At 76.0% G+C, this 25,865-nt stretch carries 24 protein-coding genes; 15 read left to right on the top strand and 9 right to left on the bottom strand.

Annotation, left to right across the window (positions count from 1 at the left end; genetic code table 11):
* The 3 genes from I4I82_RS06050 to I4I82_RS06040 are packed head-to-tail and all read right to left on the bottom strand — an operon-like array spanning position 1 to position 3,696.
* Positions 1-1,776 carry a serine/threonine-protein kinase gene (locus tag I4I82_RS06050; RefSeq protein ID WP_226369897.1) on the bottom strand — a complete coding sequence of 592 codons (1,776 nt, stop codon included), beginning with the start codon at positions 1,774-1,776 and terminating at the stop codon, positions 1-3.
* A 42-nt stretch (positions 1,777-1,818) separates the two neighbouring features.
* Positions 1,819-3,243 carry a hypothetical protein gene (locus I4I82_RS06045; protein ID WP_218595428.1) on the bottom strand — a complete coding sequence of 475 codons (1,425 nt, stop codon included), beginning with the start codon at positions 3,241-3,243 and terminating at the stop codon, positions 1,819-1,821.
* Between the two features lie 42 nt (positions 3,244-3,285).
* Positions 3,286-3,696, bottom strand: a complete 411-nt coding sequence (locus I4I82_RS06040; RefSeq protein ID WP_218595427.1) for a secondary thiamine-phosphate synthase enzyme YjbQ — start codon at positions 3,694-3,696, stop codon at positions 3,286-3,288.
* A 34-nt stretch (positions 3,697-3,730) separates the two neighbouring features.
* Between I4I82_RS06040 and I4I82_RS06035 the strand changes: the two genes are divergently transcribed.
* Positions 3,731-4,750 carry an aminotransferase class V-fold PLP-dependent enzyme gene (locus I4I82_RS06035; protein WP_226369896.1) on the top strand — a complete coding sequence of 340 codons (1,020 nt, stop codon included), beginning with the start codon at positions 3,731-3,733 and terminating at the stop codon, positions 4,748-4,750.
* Between the two features lie 208 nt (positions 4,751-4,958).
* Here I4I82_RS06035 and I4I82_RS06030 read toward each other — a convergent pair whose 3' ends face one another.
* Together I4I82_RS06030 and I4I82_RS06025 are read right to left on the bottom strand one after the other, a co-directional pair.
* Positions 4,959-5,429 (bottom strand): ferritin-like domain-containing protein, encoded by a 471-nt coding sequence (locus I4I82_RS06030; protein ID WP_218595426.1) that lies wholly within the window; start codon positions 5,427-5,429, stop codon positions 4,959-4,961.
* A complete protein-coding gene (locus I4I82_RS06025) occupies positions 5,429-5,911 on the bottom strand; it encodes a hypothetical protein (RefSeq protein WP_218595425.1) in 483 nt (160 codons plus the stop codon). Before I4I82_RS06025 ends, I4I82_RS06030 begins: the two co-directional genes overlap by 1 nt.
* A 189-nt stretch (positions 5,912-6,100) precedes the next feature.
* Here I4I82_RS06025 and rimP point away from each other — a divergent pair, with 189 nt between their 5' ends.
* From rimP to I4I82_RS05980, 9 genes are all read left to right on the top strand, one after another.
* Positions 6,101-6,658 carry a ribosome maturation factor RimP gene (rimP, locus tag I4I82_RS06020; RefSeq protein WP_218594603.1) on the top strand — a complete coding sequence of 186 codons (558 nt, stop codon included), beginning with the start codon at positions 6,101-6,103 and terminating at the stop codon, positions 6,656-6,658.
* The gene (gene nusA, locus I4I82_RS06015) at positions 6,655-7,692 is read left to right on the top strand and encodes a transcription termination factor NusA (RefSeq protein ID WP_218595424.1); all 1,038 of its coding nucleotides are present in this window, start codon (positions 6,655-6,657) and stop codon (positions 7,690-7,692) included. Before rimP ends, nusA begins: the two co-directional genes overlap by 4 nt.
* A gap of 50 nt (positions 7,693-7,742) precedes the next feature.
* Complete coding sequence (locus I4I82_RS06010) at positions 7,743-8,102, top strand: YlxR family protein (RefSeq protein WP_218594601.1); 360 nt, start codon at positions 7,743-7,745, stop codon at positions 8,100-8,102.
* A gap of 93 nt (positions 8,103-8,195) precedes the next feature.
* Positions 8,196-11,234, top strand: coding sequence for a translation initiation factor IF-2 (infB, locus tag I4I82_RS06005; protein WP_218595423.1), 3,039 nt, complete (start codon positions 8,196-8,198; stop codon positions 11,232-11,234).
* A 62-nt stretch (positions 11,235-11,296) separates the two neighbouring features.
* Positions 11,297-11,593, top strand: a complete 297-nt coding sequence (locus I4I82_RS06000) for a DUF503 domain-containing protein (protein WP_218592464.1) — start codon at positions 11,297-11,299, stop codon at positions 11,591-11,593.
* A 57-nt stretch (positions 11,594-11,650) separates the two neighbouring features.
* Positions 11,651-12,100: a 30S ribosome-binding factor RbfA gene (rbfA, locus tag I4I82_RS05995; RefSeq protein WP_218595422.1), complete on the top strand. Its 450-nt coding sequence runs from the start codon at positions 11,651-11,653 to the stop codon at positions 12,098-12,100.
* A 117-nt stretch (positions 12,101-12,217) separates the two neighbouring features.
* Positions 12,218-13,204, top strand: coding sequence for a DHH family phosphoesterase (locus I4I82_RS05990; protein WP_218592466.1), 987 nt, complete (start codon positions 12,218-12,220; stop codon positions 13,202-13,204).
* 16 nt (positions 13,205-13,220) lie between these two features.
* Complete coding sequence (locus tag I4I82_RS05985; protein ID WP_308112769.1) at positions 13,221-13,850, top strand: class I SAM-dependent methyltransferase; 630 nt, start codon at positions 13,221-13,223, stop codon at positions 13,848-13,850.
* Positions 13,847-15,163 carry an MATE family efflux transporter gene (locus I4I82_RS05980; RefSeq protein ID WP_226369895.1) on the top strand — a complete coding sequence of 439 codons (1,317 nt, stop codon included), beginning with the start codon at positions 13,847-13,849 and terminating at the stop codon, positions 15,161-15,163. The genes I4I82_RS05985 and I4I82_RS05980 overlap by 4 nt, the downstream gene beginning before the upstream one ends.
* Positions 15,164-15,181: 18 nt before the next feature.
* On the opposite strand, the gene I4I82_RS05975 is transcribed toward I4I82_RS05980, so the two are convergent.
* From I4I82_RS05975 to I4I82_RS05960, 4 genes are read right to left on the bottom strand one after another with little or no spacing between them, the layout of a single operon-like run.
* Positions 15,182-16,924 (bottom strand): ABC transporter ATP-binding protein, encoded by a 1,743-nt coding sequence (locus I4I82_RS05975; RefSeq protein WP_218592468.1) that lies wholly within the window; start codon positions 16,922-16,924, stop codon positions 15,182-15,184.
* The gene (locus I4I82_RS05970) at positions 16,921-18,540 is read right to left on the bottom strand and encodes an ABC transporter transmembrane domain-containing protein (RefSeq protein ID WP_218592469.1); all 1,620 of its coding nucleotides are present in this window, start codon (positions 18,538-18,540) and stop codon (positions 16,921-16,923) included. Before I4I82_RS05970 ends, I4I82_RS05975 begins: the two co-directional genes overlap by 4 nt.
* 32 nt (positions 18,541-18,572) lie before the next feature.
* The gene (locus I4I82_RS05965; RefSeq protein WP_218592470.1) at positions 18,573-18,812 is read right to left on the bottom strand and encodes a hypothetical protein; all 240 of its coding nucleotides are present in this window, start codon (positions 18,810-18,812) and stop codon (positions 18,573-18,575) included.
* A gap of 9 nt (positions 18,813-18,821) precedes the next feature.
* Complete coding sequence (locus I4I82_RS05960) at positions 18,822-20,072, bottom strand: S8 family serine peptidase (RefSeq protein ID WP_218592471.1); 1,251 nt, start codon at positions 20,070-20,072, stop codon at positions 18,822-18,824.
* Between the two features lie 63 nt (positions 20,073-20,135).
* On the opposite strand from I4I82_RS05960, the gene truB reads away from it, so the two are divergent.
* The 5 genes from truB to I4I82_RS05935 all read left to right on the top strand — a co-directional run bounded on the left by truB (position 20,136) and on the right by I4I82_RS05935 (position 25,793).
* Positions 20,136-21,032, top strand: a complete 897-nt coding sequence (gene truB / locus I4I82_RS05955; protein WP_226369894.1) for a tRNA pseudouridine(55) synthase TruB — start codon at positions 20,136-20,138, stop codon at positions 21,030-21,032.
* 421 nt (positions 21,033-21,453) lie between these two features.
* Positions 21,454-22,377: a bifunctional riboflavin kinase/FAD synthetase gene (locus I4I82_RS05950; RefSeq protein ID WP_218595420.1), complete on the top strand. Its 924-nt coding sequence runs from the start codon at positions 21,454-21,456 to the stop codon at positions 22,375-22,377.
* A gap of 59 nt (positions 22,378-22,436) precedes the next feature.
* Positions 22,437-22,946, top strand: a complete 510-nt coding sequence (locus tag I4I82_RS05945) for a helix-turn-helix domain-containing protein (protein ID WP_218595419.1) — start codon at positions 22,437-22,439, stop codon at positions 22,944-22,946.
* A gap of 133 nt (positions 22,947-23,079) precedes the next feature.
* Entirely contained in the window at positions 23,080-23,349 is a 270-nt protein-coding gene (gene rpsO, locus I4I82_RS05940; RefSeq protein WP_172159733.1) for a 30S ribosomal protein S15, read from the top strand.
* A 206-nt stretch (positions 23,350-23,555) separates the two neighbouring features.
* Positions 23,556-25,793, top strand: a complete 2,238-nt coding sequence (locus I4I82_RS05935; protein WP_218594097.1) for a polyribonucleotide nucleotidyltransferase — start codon at positions 23,556-23,558, stop codon at positions 25,791-25,793.
* Positions 25,794-25,865: the final 72 nt, after the last annotated feature.

Below are 25,865 nucleotides of genomic sequence, written 5' to 3'. Positions count from 1 at the left end.
CTAGAGGAACCCGCCCAGCGACCACCAGTCGTAGAGCACGGCCGTGTCACCGTCGGCGCGGACGACCAGCGCCCGGGCCCGGTTGCGGGGGTCGGTCCAGTCGATCGTGGCGCCCACGGCGGGCTCGGACCAGCAGCTCAGGGCGCCGTTCTCGGCGTTGCGGATCCAGCCGCCGGTGGTGGCGGTGCCGGTGCGGCAACCGGTGATGTCGCCGGTGGACAGGCCACGAGCGGTGGCGTCGGAGGCGTGCACGGAGGACAGCGCACCGGAGTCGCGGTAGTGCAGGAACGTCGCCGTGTCCGGCCCGTTGGCCGGCCCGCCGGTGCAGGCCAGCGCGGCGTCGACGACGGCGTCCTCGCGCTCCGGCGCGGGCGCGCAGTTCGCCGCGGAGAAGCCGATCGGCAGCACGGCGAGCAGCGACTGCTGCGGCAGCGTCAGCTCGACCGCGGGTGGCGCGGTGGTGGTCGGGCGCAGCAGGACCACCCCGGCCACGACGGCCACCGCCGCGAGCACCGCCCCGGCGACGACGAGCGCGGCGCGCCGGCGCGGGGCCGGCGGGGCGGGGCGCGGGCGCGCGGTGGCGCCGCGCGGGGGAGCGGTGGCTCCGGGGACCGTGCGGCCCTCGGCCGGGCTCCAGGCGGGCGACGGGCGGCCGGGGCCGGTGACCGGGCGGGGCGTGGCCGGGCGGGGCGTGGCCGGGCGGGGCGGCGGTGGCGCCGGCCGGGGACCGCGGCGCCGCGCCTGCTCCAGCAGGGCCGCGCGGTCGAGCAGCATGGCGTGGTCGGAGACCAGCGGGCCCGGTGCGTCGGGGGAGGCGGGCACCTCGGGGATCACCGTGTCGTCCCCCGGGGCCACGGTGCGGTCGGTGGGCGCGGGCTGCGGCCGGGGCGGGGCGGGGCGCGGCGGTTCGGGACGCAGGACGCCGGCCGGCAGCGTCACCGACCCGTCGAGCGCCTTGCGCGCGGCCGCGGCGAGCGCGCCCGCGGTGGGGAAGCGCTGCGCGGGGTCCTTCGCCATGCCGCGCGCGACGACGTCGTCGATCGTCGCCGGGGCCGCGATCCGGTGCTGCGACGGCTTCGGCGGAGGCGTCCGCAGGTGCCCCCGCATGAGCGCGGGCAGCCCCTGCACCGGGAACGGCTTCTCCCCGGTCAGGCACTCGTAGAGGACGCAGGCCAGCGCGTAGACGTCGGTGCGGCCGTCGACGGGCTGCTCCAGGAACCGCTCCGGCGCCATGTAGTCGAGCGTGCCGACGGCGGTGCCCGCGCGCGTGATGCCGGCGCCGGTGGTGTCGCCGGTGAGGGAACGGGCGATGCCGAAGTCGACGAGGTAGGCGAAGTCGTGGCCGTCCTCGTTGGCGGCGAGCAGGACGTTCGACGGCTTGACGTCCCGGTGCACCAGCCCGGACCGGTGCGCGCTGTCCAGGGCCCGCGCCACCTGCGACACCAGCGCCACCGTGCGGGCGGGGGGCAGGCGGCCGGAGCGCCCGAGCAGCTCGGAGAGGTCCTCGCCCTCGACCAGGCGCATGTCGAGGTAGAGCCGCCCGTCGATCTCGCCCCAGTTGTGGATCGGGATGACGTGCGGGTCGGTGAGCCGGGCCGTCACGCGCGACTCCCGGAGGAACCGGCGCCGGTACTCCTCGTCCTCGCCGATGTCGGCGTGCAGGAGCTTGAGCGCGACGGTGCGGTCCTGCGCGACGTGGTAGGCCCGGTGGACCTCGCCCATGCCGCCGCTGCCGAGCAGCCCCTCGAGCCGGTACGGCCCGAACACCTCCGCCACGACCCTCCCGCTCCCCTCGCCCGCGCCGAGTATGCCGGGCGGTCAGACCGACGGCAGGCGCACGCTCGCCAGCACCGCCTCCAGGGTCGACCGGTCGGGCGACGGGGGAGCCGTCGACGGCCCGCCCGTGGTGTCGCCGTTGACGACGAGCACGGCCGTGCCGGGCGCCCCGTCGGGCCCGGTCGTGGGCACCGCGAGGATCAGGACGGTGCCCACGGTGGCCAGGCAGCCGTCGTCGGTGGGGGTGCGGGACGTGGCCTCGACGAGCTGGCCCGGCACGCCGTCGACCTCGAACGGCCGGGCGTCGGACACCTCCACCTGCGGCGGCGCCCCCGCAGCGGAGACGTAGAACGACGAGCCGGTCTCGCGCGCGAACGCCGCGGCCACGGCGGCCGCGGGGCGCTCGCCGGGCACGAACGCGCTGGCGATCACCCCGCGGTAGTACTGGTTGCCGTCGCACTCGTAACCGGGGGCGTCGGCGCGGCCCTCGAGCGGGGCGCCGAGCACCGACCCGGAGTTCGCGGAGTCGACCCAGTCCGGCGGCACGCTGTAGGACAGCGTCGCGGTCGTGATCGGGCGGAAGTCGGCGGGGACGGCGGTGCCGGTGGCGCGGTTCAGCAGCAGGTAGCCGCCGACGCCCAGCGCGGCGAGCAGCAGCACGCCGACGACGACGACGAGCGCCACCAGGCGTCCGCGGCGGCGCGGGGGGCCGCCCGGGTACCGGCCGCCGGGGTACTGGGGATACGGGGCTCCGGGGTACTGGGCTCCGGGGTACTGGGGCCCCGCGTACTGGGGTCCGGGGTACTGGGGCCCGGGCTGCGGCCACCCCGGCTGCGTCCCGGTCGGGGGCTGCCAGCCGGGCTGCGTGCCGGTCCACGGCCCGCCGACCTGCGTGGGTGGTCCGACCGCGGCCCAGCCCTGCTGGGCCGGGGGACCCGGGGCCCATCCCGGCTGCGACGGGTCCGGGCCCGGCGTCCACGCCGGCTGGGCGGCCGTCGGCGGGCCGCCCGCGACCGGAGCGCCCCACGGCGCCTGCCCGCTCCCGGTCGCCGGCGCGTTCCACGACGGGGCCGCACCGGGGCCGGGCGGCGGCCACGACGACGGCACGGCCGGGGGCGTCCACCCCATGCGCGTCTCGGGCGCCTCGGGGACCGGGTCGGGCTTCGCCCACGGGCTCGCGGGTCCGGAACCCCGACCGCCGACCTGCGTCGCGTCACCGGGGCCGGCCGGGGGCGGCCAGCTGGCGGCGGGAGACGACGGCGGCTCGGCGGCCGGTGCGGGACCGGCAGGTGGCGCGGAGTCGGACGGCGCCGGGTCGGCGGGCCGGGGATCGGTGGCCGTGTGCGGCGCGGGCCACGGCGGGTCCTGCGGCGGCGAGGCGAACGACGTGACGCCCGGGTCCGGTTCCGGGCGCTCGCGCGCCGCGTCCGGACCGTCGTCCGGCGAGCCCCCCTGCGGCGTCCCCACGGTCGCGACTCTAGGACACCGCGGCGACCCCAACCGGGCCGGTCACCCGGCCAGGAAGGACAGCCGCACCGAGCGGACGGGGTTGTCGCCGTTGGTGTCCACCAGGCACACCGACTGCCACGTGCCCAGCGCCGGACGTCCGCCCAGTACCGGCACCGTCATCGACGGGGCGGCGATCCCGGGCAGCACGTGATCGCGCCCGTGCCCGGCGCTGCCGTGCCGGTGGCGCCACCGGTCGTCGGCGGGGAGCAGGTCGCGCAGGGCGGCGAGCAGGTCGGTGTCGCTGCCCGCGCCCGTCTCGATGACCGCGATGCCCGCCGTCGCGTGCGGCACCCAGACGTGCAGCAGCCCGTCGCCGCCGTCGCCGGAGGAGAGGAAGGCGTCGATCTCCGCGGTCAGGTCGACGACGGTCTCACGGGTGCCGGTACGGACCTCGATCAGCTCGCTGCGCATGTCACCAGTCTCCCCGCTCACTACATTCGCAGTCGTGATCTCCCCGCGCGACGCCTTCGGTCTCCGGTTCGACGTCCCCGCCGCCTACCTCAACACCGCCAGCATCGGGGTCCCCCCGGTGCAGGCGGCCGACGCGGTGGCCGCCGCCGTGCAGGGCTGGCGCACCGGGGCGGGCCGGCCCGCCGACTTCGACGCGCCCGTCGCCACCGCCCGCGCCGCCTGGGCACGGCTGGTGGGGGTGCCGGTCGAGCGGGTGGCGGTCGGGGCGACGGTGTCCGGGCTGGTGTCGCTGCTGGCCGCGGCCCTGCCGCCGCGCTCGCGGGTGCTCGTCGCGGCGGGGGAGTTCACGAGCGTGACGTGGCCGTTCGCGGCGCGCGGGCACGTGCTCACCGAGGTGCCGCTCGACGAGGTCGGCGCGCGGGCCGCGGAGTTCGACGCCGTCGCCGTGGCCGTGGTGCAGTCCGCCGACGGCGCCCTGGTCGACCTCGACGCCCTGCGCGCCGCCCGCGCCACCGGCACCCGGGTCGTCCTCGACGCCACGCAGGCCACCGGCTGGCTCGACGCCGACCTCGGCTGGGCCGACGCCGTCACCGGTGGCGCCTACAAGTGGCTGCTCAGCCCGCGCGGGGCGGCCTGGCTCGCGGTGCACCCCGACTGGGAGGTGCCCGCCGAGCAGGCCGGGTGGTTCGCCGGCGCGCAGGTCTGGGACAGCGTCTACGGCCTCCCGCTGCGCCTCGCCGCCGACGCCCGGGCGCTCGACACCTCACCGGCCTGGCTCAGCCACGTCGGCGCCGCCGTCGCGCTGCCCCTGCTCGCCGACCTCGACCGCGCCGCCGTCCACGCCCACTGCACCGGCCTCGCCGACGCCCTGCGCGCCGGACTGGGCCTGGAGCCCGCCGGGTCGGCGATCGTCGCGGTCCGCACGCCGGGCGCCCAGGAGCGGCTCGAGGCGGCCGGGGTGGCCTGCGCCGCCCGCGCCGGTGCGGCCCGCCTGTCCTTCCACCTCTACAGCACGCGCGCCGACGTCGACCTGGCGCTGGAGGCCCTCGCCTGACCGGGCATCCACCGCGCCCTGCCGCCCCTCCCGCGCACGTCGTCGCGTCCCGCGCGCACGTCCGGCCGTGCGCGGGAGGCCGATGGGTGCGCGGGGAGGCCGGCAGGTACGGGTGCCGGACTCCCGACCCGACTCGGGCGCAGTCACACCCCGACTCGGGCGCAGTCACACCCCGACTCGCGGGGGAAGTGGGGGACGGGGGAAGCGGTTAGAGGCCGGGGAAGAGGGGGATGGCGGGCGGGCTGCCGACCACCACCCGCCACCGGGCGCACCGCAGGGTGCCCTGGGTCATCGCGTCGAGGGCCGCCTGGCGCAGCGGGCGGTCGGTGCTGCGCTCGATGACCGACCGCCATGCGCCGAGCGCGTCGGTCTCCGCGACGACCGCCAGCGCCGCGGCCGACGCGGCGTCGACGACCGGCTGCGGCACGGCGTACGCCGGTTGCGCCGACACCGCCCGCGCCCCGATCTGCGACAGCGTCGTCTCGACGGCCGCCCGCAGCGTGCGGTGGGCCTCGGCGTCCTCGCGGGCCTGCGCCCGGTTCTGCGGCCCGAGGAACGCGACGGCGAGGCCGTAGCACCACAGCGCCGCGTGCTCGGCGGCCAGCGCACCCTGCAGGGCGTCGGTGGACTCCTCGTCGAGGACGCTGGAGCGCCGCGGCTCCACCCGGCCGGGTTCCATCAGCCCAGCACCGCCGCGTAGGTGGCGCAGCACGCCGAGATCGAGGCCACGAGCCCGACGCGCTCGGCGGGCAGGGACAGCACGGCCTCAGCCGCCGTCCGTCCCGACGCCGTGACGGCGGCGCGCAGGGCGGGCAGGTCGGTGACGGCGGGGGCCGCCGGCGCGGGCCCGGCGGCGGCGGGCGCGGTGTCGCCGGCCAGGCGGGCGATCTCGGCGTCGAGGCGGGCCGCGTGCGCGGTGCGGGCGTCGACGAGGGGGTTCACGCGCTCGGCCAGGTCGGGGTCGGCGGCGACCAGGGCCGCGGCCAGCGCGGCGTCCGAGCGGGCGGCGTCGGCGAGGCCGATCAGCGGGTCGGGACCGTCGTCGCGGGCCGCGGCGCACCCCGTGAGCGCCACGGGGGACAGGGCGACCGGGGCCAGCGCGAGCGCGGCGAGCACCCGGCGGCGCGGCACGGCGTCGACCCGCACGAGCCCTCCTGGCACGACCCCTCCTCGGCGCCCGCGGCCGGTCCTCGGCCGGGCGGGCACCCATCCTGCCAGGCGGCCCGGGGCGTCCCGCCGCCGGAGCGCTGGCGGCCGTGGGGTCGCCGGCGGCGCGCTACCCTTGCGGGCCCGTCCGGCCGTGCCGACGGCCCCCGCCCCGTGCGGGGCACCCGACGATCAGGAGAGCGCATGTCCACCCACCGCCCCGCGCAGCAGGGCAGCCCGCTGCACGGCGTGCTGGAGCCCGTCGTCCGCGCCGCGGGGTTCGAGCTCGACGAGCTCGACGTGCACACCGTGGGCAGGCGGCACACCGTCCGCCTGGTGGTGGACGCCGACGCCGGGGTGGGCCTCGACGACATCGCGCGGGTCTCCCGCGCGGCGTCGGCGGAGCTCGAGGAGCACGAGGACCTGATCGCCGGGTCCTACACCCTCGAGGTCACCTCGCCCGGCGTCGACCGCCCGCTCACCCTGCCCCGGCACTGGCGCCGCGCCCACCTGCGGCAGGCGCTCGTCCGCACGGCCGACGGCCACAGCCTGACGGTGCGCGTCGGCGACGCCGGCGAGGAGTCGGTCACCGTGCTCGTCGACGGCGCGCTGCGCGAGCTGCGCTACGCCGACGTCGCGCACGCCGCCGTGCAGGTGGAGTTCCGCAAGCCCCCCGCGGCGGAGATCACGAAGCTGGGCGGCACCGCCCACGCGGCCGACGGGGCCGACACAACTGAAGACGACGAAGAGGACCTGGCATGAACGTCGACATCGCCGCCCTGCGCGCCATCGAGCGCGACAAGGACATCCCGTTCGAGACGGTGATCGAGGCCATCGAGACCGCGCTGCTCACCGCGTACAAGCACACCGACGGCCACGAGCCGCACGCCCGCGTCGACATCGACCGCAAGTCCGGCCTGGTCCGCGTCATGGCACAGGAGCCGGGCGAGGACGGTGCCGCCCCCCGTGAGTGGGACGACACCCCCGAGGGCTTCGGCCGGATCGCCGCCACCACCGCGCGGCAGGTCATCCTGCAGCGTCTGCGCGACGCCGAGCACGAGCGCACCTACGGTGAGTTCGCCACCAAGGAGGGCGAGATCGTCTCGGGCATCGTCTCGCGCGACGCCCGCGCCAACGCCCGCGGCGTCGTCATCGTCGCCCTGGGCGGTCAGACCGAGGGGGTGCTGCCCGCGGCCGAGCAGGTGCCGGGGGAGACCTACCAGCACGGCGAGCGCATCCGCTGCTACGTCGTCGGCGTCACGCGCGGGATGCGCGGCACCCAGATCACGCTGAGCCGCACCCACCCCAACCTCGTGCGCAAGCTGTTCGCGTTCGAGGTGCCCGAGCTCGTCGACGGCACGGTCGAGATCGTCGCCGTCGCCCGCGAGGCGGGCCACCGCTCCAAGATCGCGGTCCGCTCGACCGTGCCCGGCGTCAACCCCAAGGGCAGCTGCATCGGCCCGATGGGGCAGCGCGTGCGCGGCGTGATGAGCGAGCTCGCCGGCGAGAAGATCGACATCATCGACTGGGACCCGGATCCCGCCACCTTCGTGGGCAATGCGCTGTCGCCGTCGAAGGTGGTGTCGGTCACGGTGATCGACGCCGCCACGCGTTCGGCGCGCGTGGTCGTGCCCGACTTCCAGCTCTCCCTCGCCATCGGCAAGGAGGGGCAGAACGCGCGGCTCGCGGCCCGTCTCACCGGCTGGCGGATCGACATCCGCAGCGACGCCGACCCCCGCGGCACGGGTGACGCGCCGGCCCGTCCGGCGGGCTCGGAGTCGGAGTCGGTCGGCTGAGCGCCTCCCGCCGTGGCGACCACCCCCCGGGTGGTGGGCTACACTCAGCAATGGCCCACGACCCGGGCCCGGTCGCCGCACGGCGCGCCCCGGAGAACTCTCCGGTCCGCACCTGCGTCGGATGCCGGACGCGGTCGCAGGCCGACGATCTGCTGCGGGTCGTCGCGGAGCACGGGGCCCTGGTCCCGGACCCGCGCCGACGGTTCCCCGGCCGAGGTGCCTGGCTGCACCCCGATCCGGAGTGCCTCCACCGTGCCGAGCGGCGCTCGGCGTTCCCGCGGGCGCTCCGCGTCCCGGGACCGCTGGACACCACCGCGGTCCGGACGCATCTAGACGGCGCCGGAGCAGTCACCGGGGCCCGGGACACACCCGGGTCCGTCATCGAGGAGAGCAAGGTCGACCCGTCATGAGCCAGTCGTGAAGATCGCACCATGAACGTGCTTCGACACTAGGTTCGAGGTCGAGCGGGACCAGCCGCCGGCCTCCGAGTAACAAGGAGTGCAGTGGCAGGCAAGGCCCGTGTGCACGAGCTCGCGAAAGAGCTCGGCATCTCCAGCAAGCAGGTCCTGAGCAAGTTGCAGGACCTCGGCGAGTACGTGAAGTCGCCGTCCTCCACCGTCGAGGCCCCGGTCGCCCGCAAGCTGCGGGAGTCCGTGTCCGGCGGCAGCGGCGGCGGTCGCCCCCGTGGTGGCGCGTCCACCCCCTCCGCCGTTCCCGGTCCCCCGCGGTCCGGCGGCGTCCCGGGACCCCGTCCCGGCCCCCGTCCGCCCGCGCCGGCGGCCCCCGCCGAGGCGGCCGCTCCGGCGGCCCCCGAGGCTCCGTCGCGTCCGGCGACCCCGGCCCCGGCCCAGCCCGAGCGCCCGGCCGCCGAGCGCACCGGCGACGCCGCGCGCCCGAGCGGCCCGCGTCCCGGCCCGCGTCCGGGTCCGGCCGCGAAGCCGGAGCCGATCCGCGCCGAGGCCCCCGTGGCCGAGCGCGCCCCGGCCCCGCAGGCCGATCGGCCCGGCCCGCAGGCGCGTCCCGACCAGGGCCGCCCCGAGCCGGTCCAGCCCGCTGCGGCCGACGCCGGTTCCGCCGTCGTCCCGCCGAAGACCTCGGGTCCGCGCCCGGGTCCGCGCACGCCGCGCGTCGGCAACAACCCGTTCGGCGTCGGCTCCGGGGCACCGCCCCGTCCGGCCGCGCCGCGCCCCGGCCCGCCGGCCCAGCCCGGTGGCGCCCCGTCCGGCCCGCCCGCACAGGGTGACCGGCCGGCCCCCGGCCAGGGCGGTCCCCGCCCCGGCGGTCCCGGCCAGGGCGGTCCCCGTCCGGCCGGCCCCCGTCCCGGTGGGCCGCGTCCGCCCAACCCGGGCAACATGCCCCCGCGCCCGAACCCCGGCATGATGCCGGCGCGTCCGGCAGGTGGGCGTCCCGCGCCCGGTGGCCGCGGCGGTCCCGGTGGACCCGGTGGACGTCCCGGTGGTCCGGGCGGACGCCCGGGCGGTCCCGGCGGTCGTCCCGGTGGCGGCGGCGGTGGCTTCCGTCCCGGTGGTGGCGGTCCCGGTGGTGGCGGTGCCCCCGCCGGTGGCGGTTTCCGTCCCGGTGGCGGTGGCGGTCGCCCCGGTGGCCCGCGCGGTCGCGGCGGTGCCGCGGGTGCGTTCGGCCGTCCCGGTGGGCCGGTGCGCAAGGGCCGCAAGTCGAAGCGCGCGAAGCGCCAGGAGTTCGAGTCGATGCAGGCCCCGTCGGCCGGCGGCGTCCGCCTGCCCCGGGGTAACGGCGAGACGATCAAGCTCGCCCGCGGCGCGTCGCTGACCGACTTCGCCGACAAGATCGGCGCCAACCCGGCGTCGCTCGTGCAGGTGCTGTTCCACCTCGGTGAGATGGTCACCAACACGCAGTCGGTGTCCGACGAGATCCTCGAGCTGCTCGGCAGCGAGATGAACTACGTCGTGCAGGTCGTCAGCCCCGAGGAGGAGGACCGCGAGCTGCTCGACAGCTTCTCCATCTCCTACGGCGAGGACGCCGGCGGCGAGGAGGATCTGGTCGTGCGGCCCCCGGTCGTCACGGTCATGGGTCACGTCGACCACGGAAAGACGCGCCTGCTCGACACGATCCGCAAGGCGAACGTGATGGGCGGGGAGGCCGGTGGCATCACCCAGCACATCGGCGCCTACCAGGTCGTCACCGAGCTGGAGGGCTACGAGCGCCCGATCACCTTCATCGACACCCCGGGTCACGAGGCGTTCACCGCCATGCGTGCCCGAGGCGCGAAGTCCACGGACATCGCGGTGATCGTGGTCGCCGCCGACGACGGCGTCATGCCGCAGACGGTGGAGGCCATCAACCATGCCCAGGCGGCCGACGTGCCGGTGGTCGTGGCGGTCAACAAGATCGACAAGGAGGGCGCGAACCCGGACAAGATCCGGCAGCAGCTCACCGAGTACAACCTCGTGGCCGAGGAGTACGGCGGCGACACGATGTTCGTCGACATCTCCGCCAAGCAGGGCACCAACATCGACCAGCTGCTCGAGGCCATCCTCCTCACGGCGGACGCCTCGCTGGACCTCCGGGCCAACCCGGACATGGAGGCCCAGGGCGTCGCGATCGAGGCCCACCTCGACCGCGGCCGCGGTCCGGTCGCCACGGTGCTGGTCCAGCGCGGCACGCTGCGCGTCGGCGACTCGATCGTCGCGGGCGACGCCTCCGGGCGGGTCCGGCGGATGTTCGACGAGCACGGCGAGGACATCGTCGAGGCCTACCCGTCGCGTCCCGTGGCGGTCGTCGGCTTCACGTCGGTGCCCGGCGCGGGCGACACGTTCCTCGTCGTCGACGAGGACCGCGTGGCCCGGCAGATCGCCGACCGGCGCCGCGCCCGCGAGCGCAACGCCGAGCTGGCGAGCCGTCGCAAGCGCGTGTCGCTCGAGGACCTCGACGCCGCGCTGAAGGAGACCAACCAGCTCAACCTGATCATCAAGGGTGACAACTCGGGAACCGTCGAGGCTCTCGAGGACGCGCTCATGAAGATCGAGGTCGGCGACGACGTCGAGCTGCGCGTGATCCACCGCGGTGTCGGTGGCATCACCGAGGGCGACGTCAACCTCGCCATCGCCGACAACGTCATCGTCCTGGGCTTCAACGTCCGGGCCGAGGGCAAGGCGACCGAGCTGGCCAACCGCGAGGGCGTGGAGATCCGGTACTACTCCGTGATCTACCAGGCGATCGACGAGATCGAGCAGGCGCTCAAGGGCCTGCTCAAGCCCGAGTACGAGGAGGCCGTCCTCGGCCACGCGGAGGTCCGCCAGGTCTTCCGCTCCTCGCGCTTCGGCTCGATCGCCGGCTGCCTGGTCATGGACGGGATCATCCGTCGCAACGCCAAGGCCCGCCTGCTGCGCGACAGCGTCGTGGTGGCCGAGAACCTGACGATCAACTCGCTGCGGCGCGTGAAGGACGACGTGGTCGAGGTCCGCGAGGGCTTCGAGTGCGGTCTGACGCTCGGCAGCTTCAACGACGTCAAGGACGGCGACATGATCGAGACCTACGAGCTGCGCGAGAAGCCCCGCGCCTGACCCCCTCGTGAGCGGATACCGGTGCTCCGGCACCGGTATCCGCTCACGAGCCGCGGAGCGGCATGTACGTAGGAGTGCTGGAGCTGGACGTCCTCCTCGGGGACGTCCACTCCCTCAAGGAGAAGCGCTCGCTGGTCCGGCCCCTGGTGGCCGAGCTGCGGCGGCGCTTCGAGGTGGCCGCCGCCGAGGCGGGCCACCTCGACCTGCACCGGCGCGCGCTGGTCGGCGTGTCCGTCGTGGCACCCGACCACGCCCACGCCACCGAGGTCCTGGAGCGGTGCGAGCGCCTCGTCGCCGCCCGTCCGGAGATCGAACTGCTCTCGGCCCGGCACCGGATGCTGGGCCCGGACGACGACTAGCCCACTAGCCCCGGGCCTGCCTCGTCGGCCCTTCCACCCCCCAGGAGGAGTACCCAGATGGTGGACCAGGCGCGCTCCCGGCGGCTCGCGAAGCGGATCTCGCAGATCGTGGCCGCCGCGCTGGAGAGCGAGATCAAGGACCCGCGGCTCAAGATGGTGACGATCACCGACACCCGCGTCACGGGCGACCTGCAGGAGGCCACGGTCTTCTACACGGTCATCGGCGACACCGTCGACGAGGACCCGGACACCGCGGGGGTGGCCGCCGCGCTGACCAGCGCCACCGGCGTGCTGCGCACCCTCGTGGGCGCGGGCACCGGCGTCCGGCGCACGCCGTCGCTGACGTTCGTGGCCGACGTGGTGCCCACCGAGTCCCGCCGCATGGAGGAGCTCCTCGCGCGCACCCGCGAGTCCGACGCGGAGGTCGCGCGGCTCGCCGCCACGGCCCAGCCCGCGGGCGACCCCGACCCGTACCGCGTGCCCCGGGAGCGCGACGACGAAGAGTGACGGATGTCAACGGAGAGTGGTATCACCCACCCGGAAGAGTGGTGAGGTGCAGTCAGATCGGGTGAACGCGGCTACGCTCCGTCGCTGTACATCTGTCCGGACCAGGAAGGACCGCACGTGGTCGCCGATCCCGTCCGCTCGGCCGCCGCGTTGCTCACCGACGCCCGTGACGTGACCCTGCTGGCGCACGTCCAGCCCGACGCCGACTCGCTGGGCAGCGCGCTCGCCCTCGGCATCGCGCTGCGCCGGCGCGGCGCGGTCGTCCGCGTCTCCTTCGCGACGCCCGAGTCCGTGCCCGAGACGCTGCGCCCGCTCGACGTCCTCGGGCTGGTCGTCCCGCCGTCGCAGATCCCGGAGCGGCCCGAGCTCCTGGTCGCCTGCGACGCCGCCGAGCCGTCGCGGCTGGGCAGCCTGCGCCACCTGCTCGACGCCGCCGGCACCACCGTGATGATCGACCACCACCGCTCCAACCCCGGCTTCGGCGACGTCCGCGTGCTCGACCCCGGCGCCGAGGCCACCGTCGTGCTGGCCCGCCGCGTGCTGCGGGCGATGAGCGTCCCTCTCGACGTCGACGTGGCCCGCTGCCTCTACGCGGGCCTGGTCACCGACACCCGCGGCTTCCGCACCGCGGGCGTCGACGCGCACCGCATGGCGGCCGAGCTGATCGAGGCGGGCGTCGACCCCGAGGGCCTCATCCGCCCGATCATGGACACCCACCCGTTCGACTGGCTCGCCACCCTCGGGTCGGTGCTGGCCCGCAGCGTCCTGGAGCCCGCGGAGGCCGGGGGACTGGGGCTGGTGCACACCCGGGTGGAGGCCGCCGAGGTCGCGCGGTTCCGCACCGAGGAGGTCGACCGGATCGTCGACGTCATCCGCACCACCGCCGAGGCCGAGGTCGCCGTGGCGCTCAAGCAGGTCGGCGACCGGCGCTGGTCGGTGTCGCTGCGCTCCAAGGGCGCCGTCGACGTCGCCGCGGCGGCGGGGCTCATCGGCGGCGGCGGCCACAGCGCCGCCGCGGGGGCCACCGTCGACGGCACGGCCGACGAGGTCCTCGACGCCCTGCGCGCCGCGCTCGCCCCGGCCGCCACGGCCCGCGTGGGCTGACGGTTACGGTGCACCGGTGAGCTCCGACGCACCCTCCCGGTCCGCAGCACCGTCCCGGTCGGAGGCCCTGGGCGCCTTCTTCTCCGCCTTCCTGCGCCGTCCCGGGACCATGGGCGCCGTCGCGCCCAGCTCGGCGCGGCTGGCGGCGGTGCTGTCGTCGGTGGTGCCGCGCGCGGGCGCCCCGGTCGTCGTCGAGCTCGGGCCCGGCACCGGCGCGGTGAGCGCGGTGATCGCGCAGCGGCTGCCCGCGGGCGGGCGCCACCTGGCCGTCGAGCTCGACCCCGCCATGGTCGCGTACCTGCGCCGCACCCGTCCCGGGCTGGAGGTCGTGCCCGGCGACGCCCGCGAGCTGGGGAAGCTGCTGGCCGAGCACGGCGTCGACCACGTCGACGCGATCATCTGCGGGCTGCCGTGGGCGCTGTTCGACGACACCGTGCAGAGCGAGGTGCTCGCCGAGATCGGCCGCGCGATCGGCGACACCGGCGCGTTCACGACGTTCGCCTACGTCCAGGGCATGGCGCTGCCCGCGGCGCACCGCTTCCGGGCGAAGCTGCGCGGCGCGTTCGAGGAGGTGCTCGTGAGCTCGACGGTGTGGCGCAACGTGCCCCCCGCCTTCGTCTACGTGTGCCGTCGCCCCCTCGGGTGAGCGGCGACCGCGTCCCGCTCCGCGAGGTGCTGCGCCTCGCGGCCCCGGCGCTGCCCGTGCTCGCCGCCGAACCGCTCTACCTGCTCGTCGACACCGCGGTGGTCGGGCGTCTGGGCGTCGTCCCGCTGGCCGGGCTGGCCATCGCCGGGGTGCTGTTCGCGCAGGTCACGAGCCAGCTGAACTTCCTGTCCTACGGCACCACCGCCCGCGCCGCCCGCCTGCACGGGGCGGGGCGCCGGGCCGACGCCGTGGCCGAGGGAGGGCAGGCGACGTGGCTCGCGCTCGCCGTGGGGCTGGCGCTGCTCGTCGTCGGGCAGGTCGTCGCGGGGCCGGTGGCCGGGGCGTTCTCGGGGGACGGCGAGATCGCCGACGCCGCCGTCTCGTGGCTGCGGATCGCGCTGTTCGGCGCCCCGCTCATCCTCGTCACGCTCGCCGGCAACGGCTGGATGCGCGGCGTGCAGGACACCGTCCGCCCGCTGCGCTACGTCCTCGCGGGCAACGGCCTGTCCGCCGTGCTGTGCCCGGTGCTGGTGCACGGCGTCGGGTGGGGCCTGCCGGGATCGGCCGCGGCCAACGTCACCGGGCAGGCGCTGGGCGCCGGGCTGTTCCTGCTCGCGCTGCGCCGCGAGCGCGGCTTCGGTCGGCCCCACGTCGCCACGATGCGCGCGCAGCTCGTGCTCGGCCGCGACCTCATCGCCCGCAGCCTCGCGTTCCAGGCCTGCTTCCTCTCGGCGGCCGCGGTGGCCGCGCGGTTCGGGGCGGCGGCCGTCGCGGCGCACCAGATCGTGCTGCAGCTGTGGTTCTTCATGGCGCTCGTCCTCGACGCCGTCGCGATCGCGGCGCAGTCGCTGGTCGGTGCGGCGCTGGGGGCGGGCGCGGCAGGTGCGGGGCGCGCGCGGGCGCTGGCCGGGCAGGTCACGCGCTACGGGTTGGTGCTCGGCGTCGGGTTCGGGGTGCTGTTCGCCGCGCTCGTCGGCGTCTTGCCGCCGGTGTTCACCGGCGACGCCGCCGTGCTCGCGCTGGTGCCCGTGGCCTGGTGGTTCTTCGTGGCGATGCAGCCGGTGGCGGGCGTGGTGTTCGCCCTCGACGGCGTGCTGCTCGGCGCCGGGGACGCCGCGTTCCTGCGCACCACGACGCTCGGCGCGGCGGTGCTCGGCTTCCTGCCCCTGATCTGGGCGTCGCTCGTGTTCGGGTGGGGCCTCGCCGGGATCTGGACCGGCCTGACGGTGTTCATGCTGCTGCGACTGGTGGCCGTGGGGCTGCGGACGCGGTCGGGCCGTTGGGTGGTGACGGGCGCGGTGCGGCCGGGTTGAGCGCGGCCGCCCGGGGACTCAGCCCCGCGGGCTCGACCACGCCTTCCACAGCTCCGCGTACGGGCCACCGCGCTCCACGAGCTCGTCGTGCGGGCCGCTCTCGACGACGCGGCCCTTGTCGAGCACGACGATCCGGTCGGCCGCCCGCGCCTGCGTGAGCCGGTGCGCGACGACGACGGACGTGCGCCCGGCGAGCACGGCGTCGGCGGCGACCTCCAGCACCCGCGCGCCCGCGCTGCCCGCCTCCGCTGTGGCCTCGTCGAGCACCGCGACGGCCGGGTCGGCCAGCAGCAGCCGGGCCAGCGCGAGCAGCTGGGCCTGCGTGGCGCCGATCTCGCCGCCACCGTCACCGACCTCGTCGCCGGGCGCGAGCGGGGCGCCGACGCGGGCCAGCGCGTCGACGAGCTCCGCGTCGGTGGCGTCCGGGCGGGCCAGGCGCAGGTTGTCGGCGACGGTCCCCGCGAACACGTGCACCTCCTGCGTCACGACGGCGACGTGGCGCCGCGGCCGGTCGAGCTCGGCGAGCGGCACGCCGCCGATCTCGACCGTGCCGGCCGTGGGCGCGTGCACGCCGGCCAGCACGGCCCCGAGCGTCGTCTTGCCCGCGCCGCTGGGCCCGACCACCGCCACGCGCTCGCCCGGCGCGATCTCCAGGTCGACGCCGTGCAGCACCTCGGGCCCGCCGTCGTAGGCGTGCCGGACGCCGACGAGCCGGACGCCGCCGTCGCGCGGCTCGCGAGGCGTCCGCGGGGCGGGCGGCACCGGCATGTCGGTGACGCCGACGAGCCGCGCCAGCGCTGCGCCCGCCGACTGCGCCTCGTCGAGCAGGAACAGCACGGCGCCGATGGGGTCGAACAGGCGCAGGAAGTACAGCGCGGCCGCGGTGGCCGCGCCGACAGTCACCGCGTCCGCCCGGACCAGCCAGAACCCGACCACGAGGATCGCGAGCACGCCCGTCATCTCGGCGCCGTTGAGCACCGCGCCGAACCGGGACTGCGCGGTCATCGCCCGCATCGACGCGGCCACGGCCTGCGCCGAGTGCCCGTCGATCCGCGCCGTGAGCGGGGCGCGCAGCCGGTAGGCGCGCACGGTCGCCGCACCGCCGACGCCCGCGAGCAGCGACTGCGTGCGGTCGCCCTCGGCCACGCGCTCGGCGGCGTAGAGCGGGCCGGAGACGCGCGCGTACCAGCGCGTCGCGAGGATCCAGATCGGCAGCGGGACGAGCCCGGCCAGTGCGAGGCGCCAGTCGAGCAGGGCCAGGCCGACGAGGGTGAGCACGACGTCGAGACCGGCGATGACCAGCATCGGGATCGCCTGGCGCACGGCCTCGGAGATCACCGAGATGTCGCCGCCGACGCGCTGGAGCAGGTCGCCCGACCCGGCCCGCTCGACGTCGGCGAGGCGGACCTGCAGCGCCCGGTCGACGACCCGCTCGCGCAGCCCGGCCAGCACCTGCTCTCCCAGTCGCGCCACCAGCACCCCGGCGACGGCCGCCAGCAGCGCCCGCAGGACGAGCGCGACGAGGATCCCCAGCGCCGGGCCGTCGACGGAGCCGGCACCGGCGATCGCGACGTCGACGATCCGGCCCAGCAGCGGCGGCACGGCGAGCAGCGCCACGGCCGCGGCGACGAGGGTGAGCACGGTGGCGGCCGACAGCAGCCGGTACGGGCGCACGAGCCCGGTGACCGCGCCGCGGGTGCGCGCGCCGGTGGCGATCGGCAGGAGGTTCACCGCCGGACCCGTCACGGCCGGACCCGTCATGACAGCACCGCCCTCCGGTAGCGCTCGTCGTCGACGAGGTCGGCGTGGGTGCCCGACGCGACGACGGCCCCGTCCGCGACGAGCAGCACCCGGTGGCAGCGGGCCAGCAGCGCGGGGCTGGAGGTGAGCACCACGGTGGTGCGCCCGGCGCGCAGGCGGGCTAGGCCGTCGGCGATGCGGTCCTCGGTGGCGGCGTCGACGGCGGTGGTCGGGTCGTGCAGCACCAGCACCGGCGGATCCGCGGCGAGTGCGCGGGCCAGGGCCAGGCGCTGGCGCTGCCCACCCGAGAGGGTGCGGCCGCGCTCGCCCAGCTCGGCGTCGAGGCCGCCGGGCAGGGCGTCGAGCACCTCGTCGGCCCCGGCGGCGGCCAGCGCGGCCGGGTCGGCGCCGATCGTCGCGCGGACGGTGCCCTCGAACAGGACGGCGTCGTGGCGCGCCACGAGCAGCACGCGGCGGGCGTCGTCGAGGGCGACGCCGCGCAGGTCGGTGCCGTCGAGCGCGACCGGCCCGTCGACGTCGCGGGCCAGGATGTCGAGCAGCGCCGCCGCGTCGGCGGGGGCGAGCGTGACCACCCCGAGGTGCTCGCCCGCGGCGACCGCGACGTCGCGGACGTCGACGGCGCCGGGCGGGTCGGTGGGCAGCAGGGCGTCGCCCTCGGTGACGGCGGGTGGGGCGCCGAGCAGCGCCGCGACCCGCCGGGCCGAGCCGCGCGCACCGGCGAGCTGGGGCCCGACGGCGGTGAGCCGCTCCAGCGGGCCGATGAGGAACTGCGCGAGCCCGACGCCGGCCACGAGCTCGCCGACGCTGATCGTCCCGGCGAGCGCGAGCCGGCCGCCGACCCAGGCGACGAGCACCAGGAACAGCCCGGTCAGGACGCCGGTCGCACCGGTGTAGACGCCCTCGGAGCGCGCGGCGGCGAGCCGGGCGGCCAGGGCGGAGCGGCTGGCGCGGCGGTAGGTCTGCGCAGCGGCGTCCTCGGCCCCGATGCCCTTGACGACCCGCAGGCCGGTGACCAGGTCGGTGGCGACGCCGGTGGCCGCGGCGAGGGTCTCCTGCTCGGCCTCCGCGCGTCCGACGAGCGGGCGGGCCAGCAGCCGCGACGCCACGAGCACCACCGGCACCCCGCCCAGCACGACGAGCCCGAGCAGCACCGAGCTGCTCAGCAGCACGACCGCGCCGCCGGCCAGCGCGGCGAGCGCCGCCACGGCCGTGACCAGGGCGTAGGCGACCTCGCCGGTGCGGTCGGCGTCGGAGCCGGCCAGGCTGACCAGCTCGCCCGAGCGGCCCGGGGCGCCGCCGGCCGGGTGCAGCACGCGCGCGGTCACGTCCATGCGGACCTCGTGGGCGGCGCGCTTGCCGGTCAGCACCTCCAGCCAGTAGCCGTAGTAGGCGCTGGTGGCGAGCACGACGAACACGCCCGCGACCACGGCCGACCAGAGCAGCAGCGCGCCCGCGTCGCCGGTCGACACGGCCAGGTCGATGACCGCGCCGACCACCACCGGTACCGCCGCCTCGGACAGCTGGTGCCCGGCGACGAGCAGCGACGACACGGCCAGGCCGCGCCGCTGCCCCCCGGCGGCCGAGCGGAGGACCGATCCGGCACTGGGTGGGGGCACGCAGGGGAGGCTAACCGCTCCCCGCGAACGATCTACCCGATACCGGGTCCCGGCGCCCGCGGGCCGAAGGTGCGCCGCGGCTCGACGGCCGCCACGCCGTCCAGCGCGCCGAGCGCGGCGCGCATCTCGCCGGTGCCGATGGATCCGGTGATCACCCCGAGCGGGGCGAGCACCTGCTGCACGTCCATCCCGGCGGCGCGCAGGCGCTCGGCCACCTCCTGGATCCGCGCCACGTGGGCGTCGTCGACGGAGATCGTCACGTGCTCGGTCATGGCTGCTCCTCAGACCACCGGCGGTGCCTGCACGAGCCCGGCGCCCACGTCGTCGGACGGGAGCGGCAGGCGGGCCGCGCCGCGCACCAGCGCCCCCCAGAGTGCCTCACCGCGGGCTCCCGTGCGCTGCGCCCACAGTGCCGCGAGGCCGGCGACGTGCGGCGTCGCCATGCTGGTGCCCGAGATCGTGTCGTAGCGGTCGGGCATCGGCCACGAGGAGTAGACGTCGACGCCGGGCGCGGCGACGTCCACCTGCCCGCCCTCGACGCCCGAGCTGCGCGCGGAGAACGAGGCGATCGCCAGCGCATTGTCGACCGCCGCCACGGCCATGATCGACGGGCTGTTGGCCGGGATGCCGACGAACCCGGGGTCGCCCGACGCGCGGTCGGCGTTGTTGCCCGCCGCGGCGATGACGAGCACGCCCGCGGCGAGCGCGCGCCGCCCGACCGTCTCGTACACGGCGGAGACCTCGTCGACGTCGGCGCCCAGCGACATCGAGATGACCTGTGCGCCGTTCTCGATCGCCCACGCCATGCCGGCCAGGATCTCCGCGTCGGTGCCCGACCCGGCGTCGCTCAGGACCTTCCCGGCGAGGATCCGGGCCTCGTGCGCCACGCCGTAGCGGCGCCCGGTGCCGGGCAGCAGCGCGCCGCACGAGGTGCCGGCGCAGTGCGTGCCGTGGCCGTTGGCGTCCTGCGCGGTCTCGCCCTCGACGAAGGACTCGGCGAGGACGTCGCGGCCGGCGAAGTCGGGGTGCTCGAGGTCGAGGCCGGTGTCGAGGATCGCGACGCTGATGCCCGCGCCGGTCTCCGGGACGGTGGCCGCGCGGGTGACCTGCAGGCCCCACGTCAGCTCGTCGGTGTCCTCGGCGACGGGCTCGGCCGCCTCCTCGACGGGCAGGTCCACGGCCTGCGCGTGCAGGAACGCCGCGGCGTCGGCGAACCCGCGCAGGTACTCCTCCGACAGCGCGCCGCGCAGGTGGTGCACGCGCTCGGGCTCGGCCGCGACGATGCGCCGGTCGGCGATCATCGCCGTGACGGCGTCGGTGTCGGTCGACTCGATCGGCACCACCGCGATCCCGAGCCGCGGGAACAGCACCGGCGGCCCGCCCTCGGAGCTCTCGTCGGCGGCACCGGTCATCTCGGCGAGCGCGGCGCGGGCGGCGTCGGGGTCGGCGTGGAGGTCGTCGGACAGGACGAGGACCAGTCGCCCCGTCAGCTGGTCGGGCCAGGAGGTCGGACCGTCGGTGCGCAGCTGCATGACCACGACCCTTTCGCACCCGGGCGCCGGTGTCCCGCCGGGACCGGGGCAGAATCGGCGCGCGTGACCCCCGCACCGCCCTCCGGGCTCGTCGTCGTCGACAAACCCGGCGGCCTGACCTCGCACGACGTCGTCGCCCGCCTGCGCCGGATCCTGCGTACGCGCAAGGTCGGGCACGCCGGCACGCTCGACCCGATGGCCACCGGCGTCCTGGTCTGCGGGATCGGGCGCGGCACCAAGCTGCTCGGGCACCTCGCGCTCGACACGAAGGCCTACACCGCGACGATCCGCCTCGGCGCGGCCACGACCACCGACGACGCCGAGGGGGAGACGGTCTCGACGGCCGACGCGTCGACGGTCACCGACGAGGCGATCGCGGCCGGGATCGCCGCGCTCACCGGTGACATCGCGCAGGTCCCGAGCTCGGTCAGCGCGATCAAGGTCGACGGACAGCGGGCCTACGCGCGGGTGCGGGCGGGGGAGGAGGTCGTGCTGGCGGCGCGGCCGGTCACGGTCTCGGCGTTCACGCTGCTCGCCCGGCGAGGCGACGACCTCGACGTCCTCGTCGAGTGCACCTCGGGCACCTACGTGCGGGCCCTGGCCCGCGACCTCGGCGCCGGCCTGCTCGTCGACGGCCGCGGTGTGGGCGGGCACCTCACCGCGCTGCGGCGCACCCGCGTCGGCCCGTTCGACCTGGGCCACGCCCGGACCCTCGAGCAGCTCGAGACCGACCCGACCCTGTCCCTGCCGCTGGACGCCGCCGTCTGCGTCGCCTTCCCCCGCCGCGACCTCGACGACGACGCCACCGCCGACATCCGCCACGGCCGCCCCCTGCCCGCCGACGGCCGCGCCGGGACCTACGGGGTGTTCAGCCCCGAGGGCCGGGCCCTGGCGCTGGTGCGGGAGGCCGACGGCGGCCCCGCCCGCCCCCTCGTGGTGCTGGCGCCGGCGGGGGACTGACCGCCGCCCCTCCCGCACGACCCTCCGCGATCAAGGGCGGATGGCGCGGGTGCCGGGGGGTGATCACCGGGACCGCACCACCACGGCCCTGGCGCCGACCGTGGTGTCACCGTTCCGGCGAGCACCGCTGCGGGCGGCCGGCCGGGCCATGATCGTCAGGAGGGGTCGGATCGGGTCATCGGTGACCGTCTCGCACCACTTCCGGCGATCAAGGGCGGATGGCGCCGGTTGTGGGTGATCCACGGCCCCGACGCCGACCCCGGCGCCGCACTCCGACGATCACCGCCCAGAGCGAGGCAGGACCGCGCCCCCACGGTCGCCCGGAGGACCATGGCGTCACCATCCCGCCGATCACCGGGCGGACGGCTCGGGCGGCGGGGGTGGGAGGCAGGGCCGGGAGGGGAACCGTAGGCTCCGGGGCGTGGAGCGCTGGCGGGGGCTGGAGGGCGTGCCGACGGGGTGGGGACGCAGCGTCGTCACCGTCGGTGTCTTCGACGGCATGCACCGCGGCCACCAGCAGCTGGTGGCCCGCGCGGTGGCCCGGGGGAGCGAGCGGGGCCTGCCCGCGGTGCTCGTGACGTTCGACCCGCACCCGGCCGAGCTGGTGCGCCCCGGAAGCCACCCGGCGATGCTCACCACCCTGCGCCGCCGGGCCGACCTGGCCGCCGAGCTGGGCATCGACGCCTTCTGCGTCCTCCCGTTCACCCCCGAGCTCGCCCGCACCGAGCCGGCCGCGTTCGCCCACCACGTGCTGGTGGAGCGGCTGCACACGGCAACCGTCGTGGTCGGGCGCAACTTCCGCTTCGGGCACAAGGCCGCCGGGGACGTCGCGCTGCTCGGCGAGCTGGGCCAGCGCTTCGGGTTCGCCGTCGAGGGTCTCGACCTCACCGGCGACGAAAGCGTCACCTTCTCCTCCACCTACGTCCGCGCCTGCATCGACGCGGGCGACGTCGAGGCGGCCGCCGCCGCGCTGGGCCGCCCGCACCGCGTGGAGGGCGTCGTCGTGCACGGCGCCCGCCGGGGCCGCGACCTGGGCTTCCCGACGGCCAACATCGCCTCCCCGCCCTACACCGCGCTGCCCGCCGACGGCGTCTACGCCGGCCGGTTCGCGATCGGCGACCGCCTGCTGCCCACCGCGATCTCGGTCGGCACCAACCCGACGTTCTCCGGGCGGGAGCGGACGCTCGAGGCCTACGTGCTCGACGTCGACGAGGACTTCTACGGCCACGAGGTCGCCGTCGACATCACCCACCGCCTGCGCGGCCAGGAGCACTACGCCGACGTCGACGCGCTCGTCGCGCAGATGCACCGCGACGTGGCCCGCACGCGCGAGCTCGTCGGATAGGCGCCACGAGTTCTCCCGTTCGCCCACGGGGAGCGGTGCGGGGGTGCCAGCATCGGCCCATGACCGGTGCCGACGACTTCGCCGCGAACCGCGCCCGCCAGGCCGCGCTCTACGGCGCCCCGCTGGGTGACCGGGTCCGCGGGCTCGTCACGGTCCTCGGGATCTCGCAGGCGCGGCTGGCCCGCACCCTGGGCATGAGCCCGGCGATGCTCAGCCAGCTCGCGAGCGGTCGGCGCGTCAAGATCGGGAGCCCGGCGGTGCTGGCCCGGCTGCAGATGCTCGACCACCGGTGCGCGGCGGTCACGGCGCCGCTGCCGCCGCACGCGGTCGAGGCGTTGCTGGCGGAGGTGGCGCGGGCGCAGCTGCGGTGGTCGCCCGCCGCGGCCGGCGCCCCCGCGCCGCGCCCGCGCCCGCCCGCCCCCGGCCCGGGGCCGTCGCGGGGCTCGGCGGCCGACGCGCTGCGCCGGGTCGCCGCACCCGCGCGGCTCGCCGCCGCGGCGGCCGCGCTCGGGCCGGGTTTCCCCGAGCTCGCCGAGGTGCTGCGCCAGGCCGCGGGCCGACCGGGCTGACCGGGGTGGACGGATCGCCCCTGGTAGACTCGTCGACGGGTCCGGCTGCAGTCCGTGGCGGCCGTGACCGTCTCCCGTCGCCGCGTACCGTCCGGCGCCGGCCTCACGGCACAGCAACGGAAGAGGACAGACCGTGGCTCTCGACGCCGCACAGAAGAAGACCGTGCTCGACCAGTACGCCACCCACGAGGGTGACACCGGTTCCCCCGAGGCCCAGATCGCCCTGCTGACCAAGCGGATCGTCGACCTCACCGAGCACCTGAAGATGCACAAGCACGACCACCACTCCCGCCGCGGACTGCTGCTGCTCGTCGGCCGCCGTCGCCGGCTCATCAAGTACCTCCGCGAGGTCGACGTCGCGCGCTACCGGTCGCTCATCGAGCGCCTCGGCATCCGCCGCTGACCTCCCGGGCCGGGCCACTCGCGTGGCCCGGTCCGATCCGCACAACTCCACCCGCACCCCAGCGCCCGGCAGCAGATCCGCCGGTCCTCGGTAGTGGCCGCCGGGCAACCGATCCTCCAGGGAGGCGGGCCCGACGGCTTCGATCGAAGGCCGGCCCAGACGAGGATCACCGGGGCAGGGGCTGACATCTCACGAGGAGATGCACCTTGACCGACCCCATCGACGACGCTGTCCACGAGACGACCGCCGTCATCGACAACGGGAGCTTCGGCTCCCGCACCGTCCGGTTCGAGACCGGGCGCCTCGCGCGCCAGGCCGCCGGCTCCGTCGTCGCCTACCTCGACGACGAGACCATGCTGCTGTCGGCGACCACGGCGTCGAAGCACCCCAAGGAGCACTTCGACTTCTTCCCCCTCACGGTGGACGTCGAGGAGCGCATGTACGCGATCGGCAAGATCCCCGGCTCGTTCTTCCGCCGCGAGGGTCGCCCCAGCACCGACGCGATCCTGACCTGCCGCCTGATCGACCGGCCGCTGCGCCCGTCGTTCGTCGACGGCCTGCGCAACGAGATCCAGATCGTCGTCACCGTGATGAGCCTGGACCCGCAGGACCCCTACGACGCCCTGGCGATCAACGCCGCGTCGGCGTCCACGCAGCTGTCCGGCCTGCCGTTCTCGGGCCCGATCGGCGGCGTGCGCATCGCCCTGATCGACGGCCAGTGGATCGCGTTCCCGCAGCACGACGACCTCAAGCGCGCCGTGTTCGACATGGTCGTCGCGGGCCGTACCGTCGGTGACGACGTCGCGATCATGATGGTCGAGGCCGAGGCCACCGTCGAGACCAACAACCTCGTCGCGGAGGGCGCCCAGGCGCCCACCGAGGAGGTCGTCGCGGCCGGGCTGGAGGCGGCGAAGCCGTTCATCCGCAGCCTGTGCGTGGCGCAGCAGCAGCTCGCCGACGTGGCCGCCAAGGCCACGCGCGAGTTCCCGACGTTCCCGGCCTACCAGCCCGACGTCTTCGACGCGGTCGAGGCGCAGGGCGGGTCCGACCTCGCCGCCGCGCTGACGATCGGCGGCAAGCAGGAGCGCGAGGCCAAGCTCGACGAGGTCAAGCTCTCCGTGCTCACCGCCCTCGAGGGCAAGTTCGAGGGCCGCGAGAAGGAGCTCGGCGCGGCGTTCCGCTCGCTGAACAAGAAGCTCGTGCGCCAGCGCATCCTGCGCGACCAGGTCCGCATCGACGGCCGCGGCATCACCGACATCCGGCCGCTCTCGGCCGAGGTCGAGGTCATCCCGCGCGCCCACGGCTCGGCGCTGTTCGAGCGCGGCGAGACCCAGATCATGGGCGTCACCACGCTCAACATGCTGCGCATGGAGCAGCAGATCGACTCGCTGGGGCCGGAGACGCACAAGCGCTACCTGCACCACTACAACTTCCCGCCGTACTCGACCGGTGAGACCGGACGCGTCGGGTCGCCGAAGCGCCGCGAGATCGGCCACGGCGCGCTGGCCGAGCGGGCGCTGCTGCCCGTGCTGCCCACGCGCGAGGAGTTCCCGTACGCCATCCGTCAGGTCTCCGAGGCGCTGGGCTCCAACGGCTCCACGTCGATGGGCTCGGTCTGCGCCTCCACGATGTCGCTGTACAACGCCGGCGTGCCGCTCAAGGCGCCGGTCGCGGGCATCGCGATGGGCCTGGTCACCGACACCGTCGACGGCGAGACGCGCTACGTCGCCCTCACCGACATCCTCGGTGCGGAGGACGCCTTCGGCGACATGGACTTCAAGGTCGCGGGCACGCCGGAGTTCGTCACGGCGCTGCAGCTCGACACGAAGCTCGACGGCATCCCGTCGGCGGTCCTGGCCGGGGCGCTGTCCCAGGCCAAGGACGCCCGCATGACGATCCTCGAGGTCATCGGCGAGGCGATCGACCGCCCCGACGAGATGAGCCGCTTCGCGCCGCGCGTCATCGCGATCAAGATCCCGGTCGACAAGATCGGCGAGCTGATCGGCCCGAAGGGCAAGATGATCAACTCGATCACCGAGCAGACCGGTGCCGACATCTCGATCGACGACGACGGCACCGTCTACGTCGGCGCCGCCGACGGCGAGTCGGCGGACGCCGCGATCGGCATGGTCAACGCCATCGCCAACCCGCAGCTGCCGAAGATCGGCGAGCGCTTCCTGGGCACGGTCGTCAAGACCGCCGCCTTCGGCGCGTTCGTCTCGCTGGTGCCCGGCAAGGACGGCCTCGTCCACATCTCGAAGCTGGGCAACGGCAAGCGGATCAACAAGGTCGAGGACGTCGTGAACGTCGGCGACAAGATCCGCGTCGAGGTCTCCGACATCGACAACCGCGGCAAGATCAGCCTGCTGCCGGTCGTCGAGGACGCCGCCCCCGCGGGCGACGTCACCGTGCCGGCCGAGCCCGCCGAGGTCGCATCGTCGTGACCGAGCCTGCGAGGTCACCGTTGAGCGCAGCACCGCCGGTCAGAGCCTCGGCGAGCGCCAGCGAGTCGCGGT

This window comes from Pseudonocardia oceani (genome assembly GCF_019263585.2).
GTDB lineage: Bacteria > Actinomycetota > Actinomycetes > Mycobacteriales > Pseudonocardiaceae > Pseudonocardia > Pseudonocardia oceani.
Note: the sequence above shows the minus strand (reverse complement) of the source record. Positions and strands in the feature narration are given on the sequence as shown.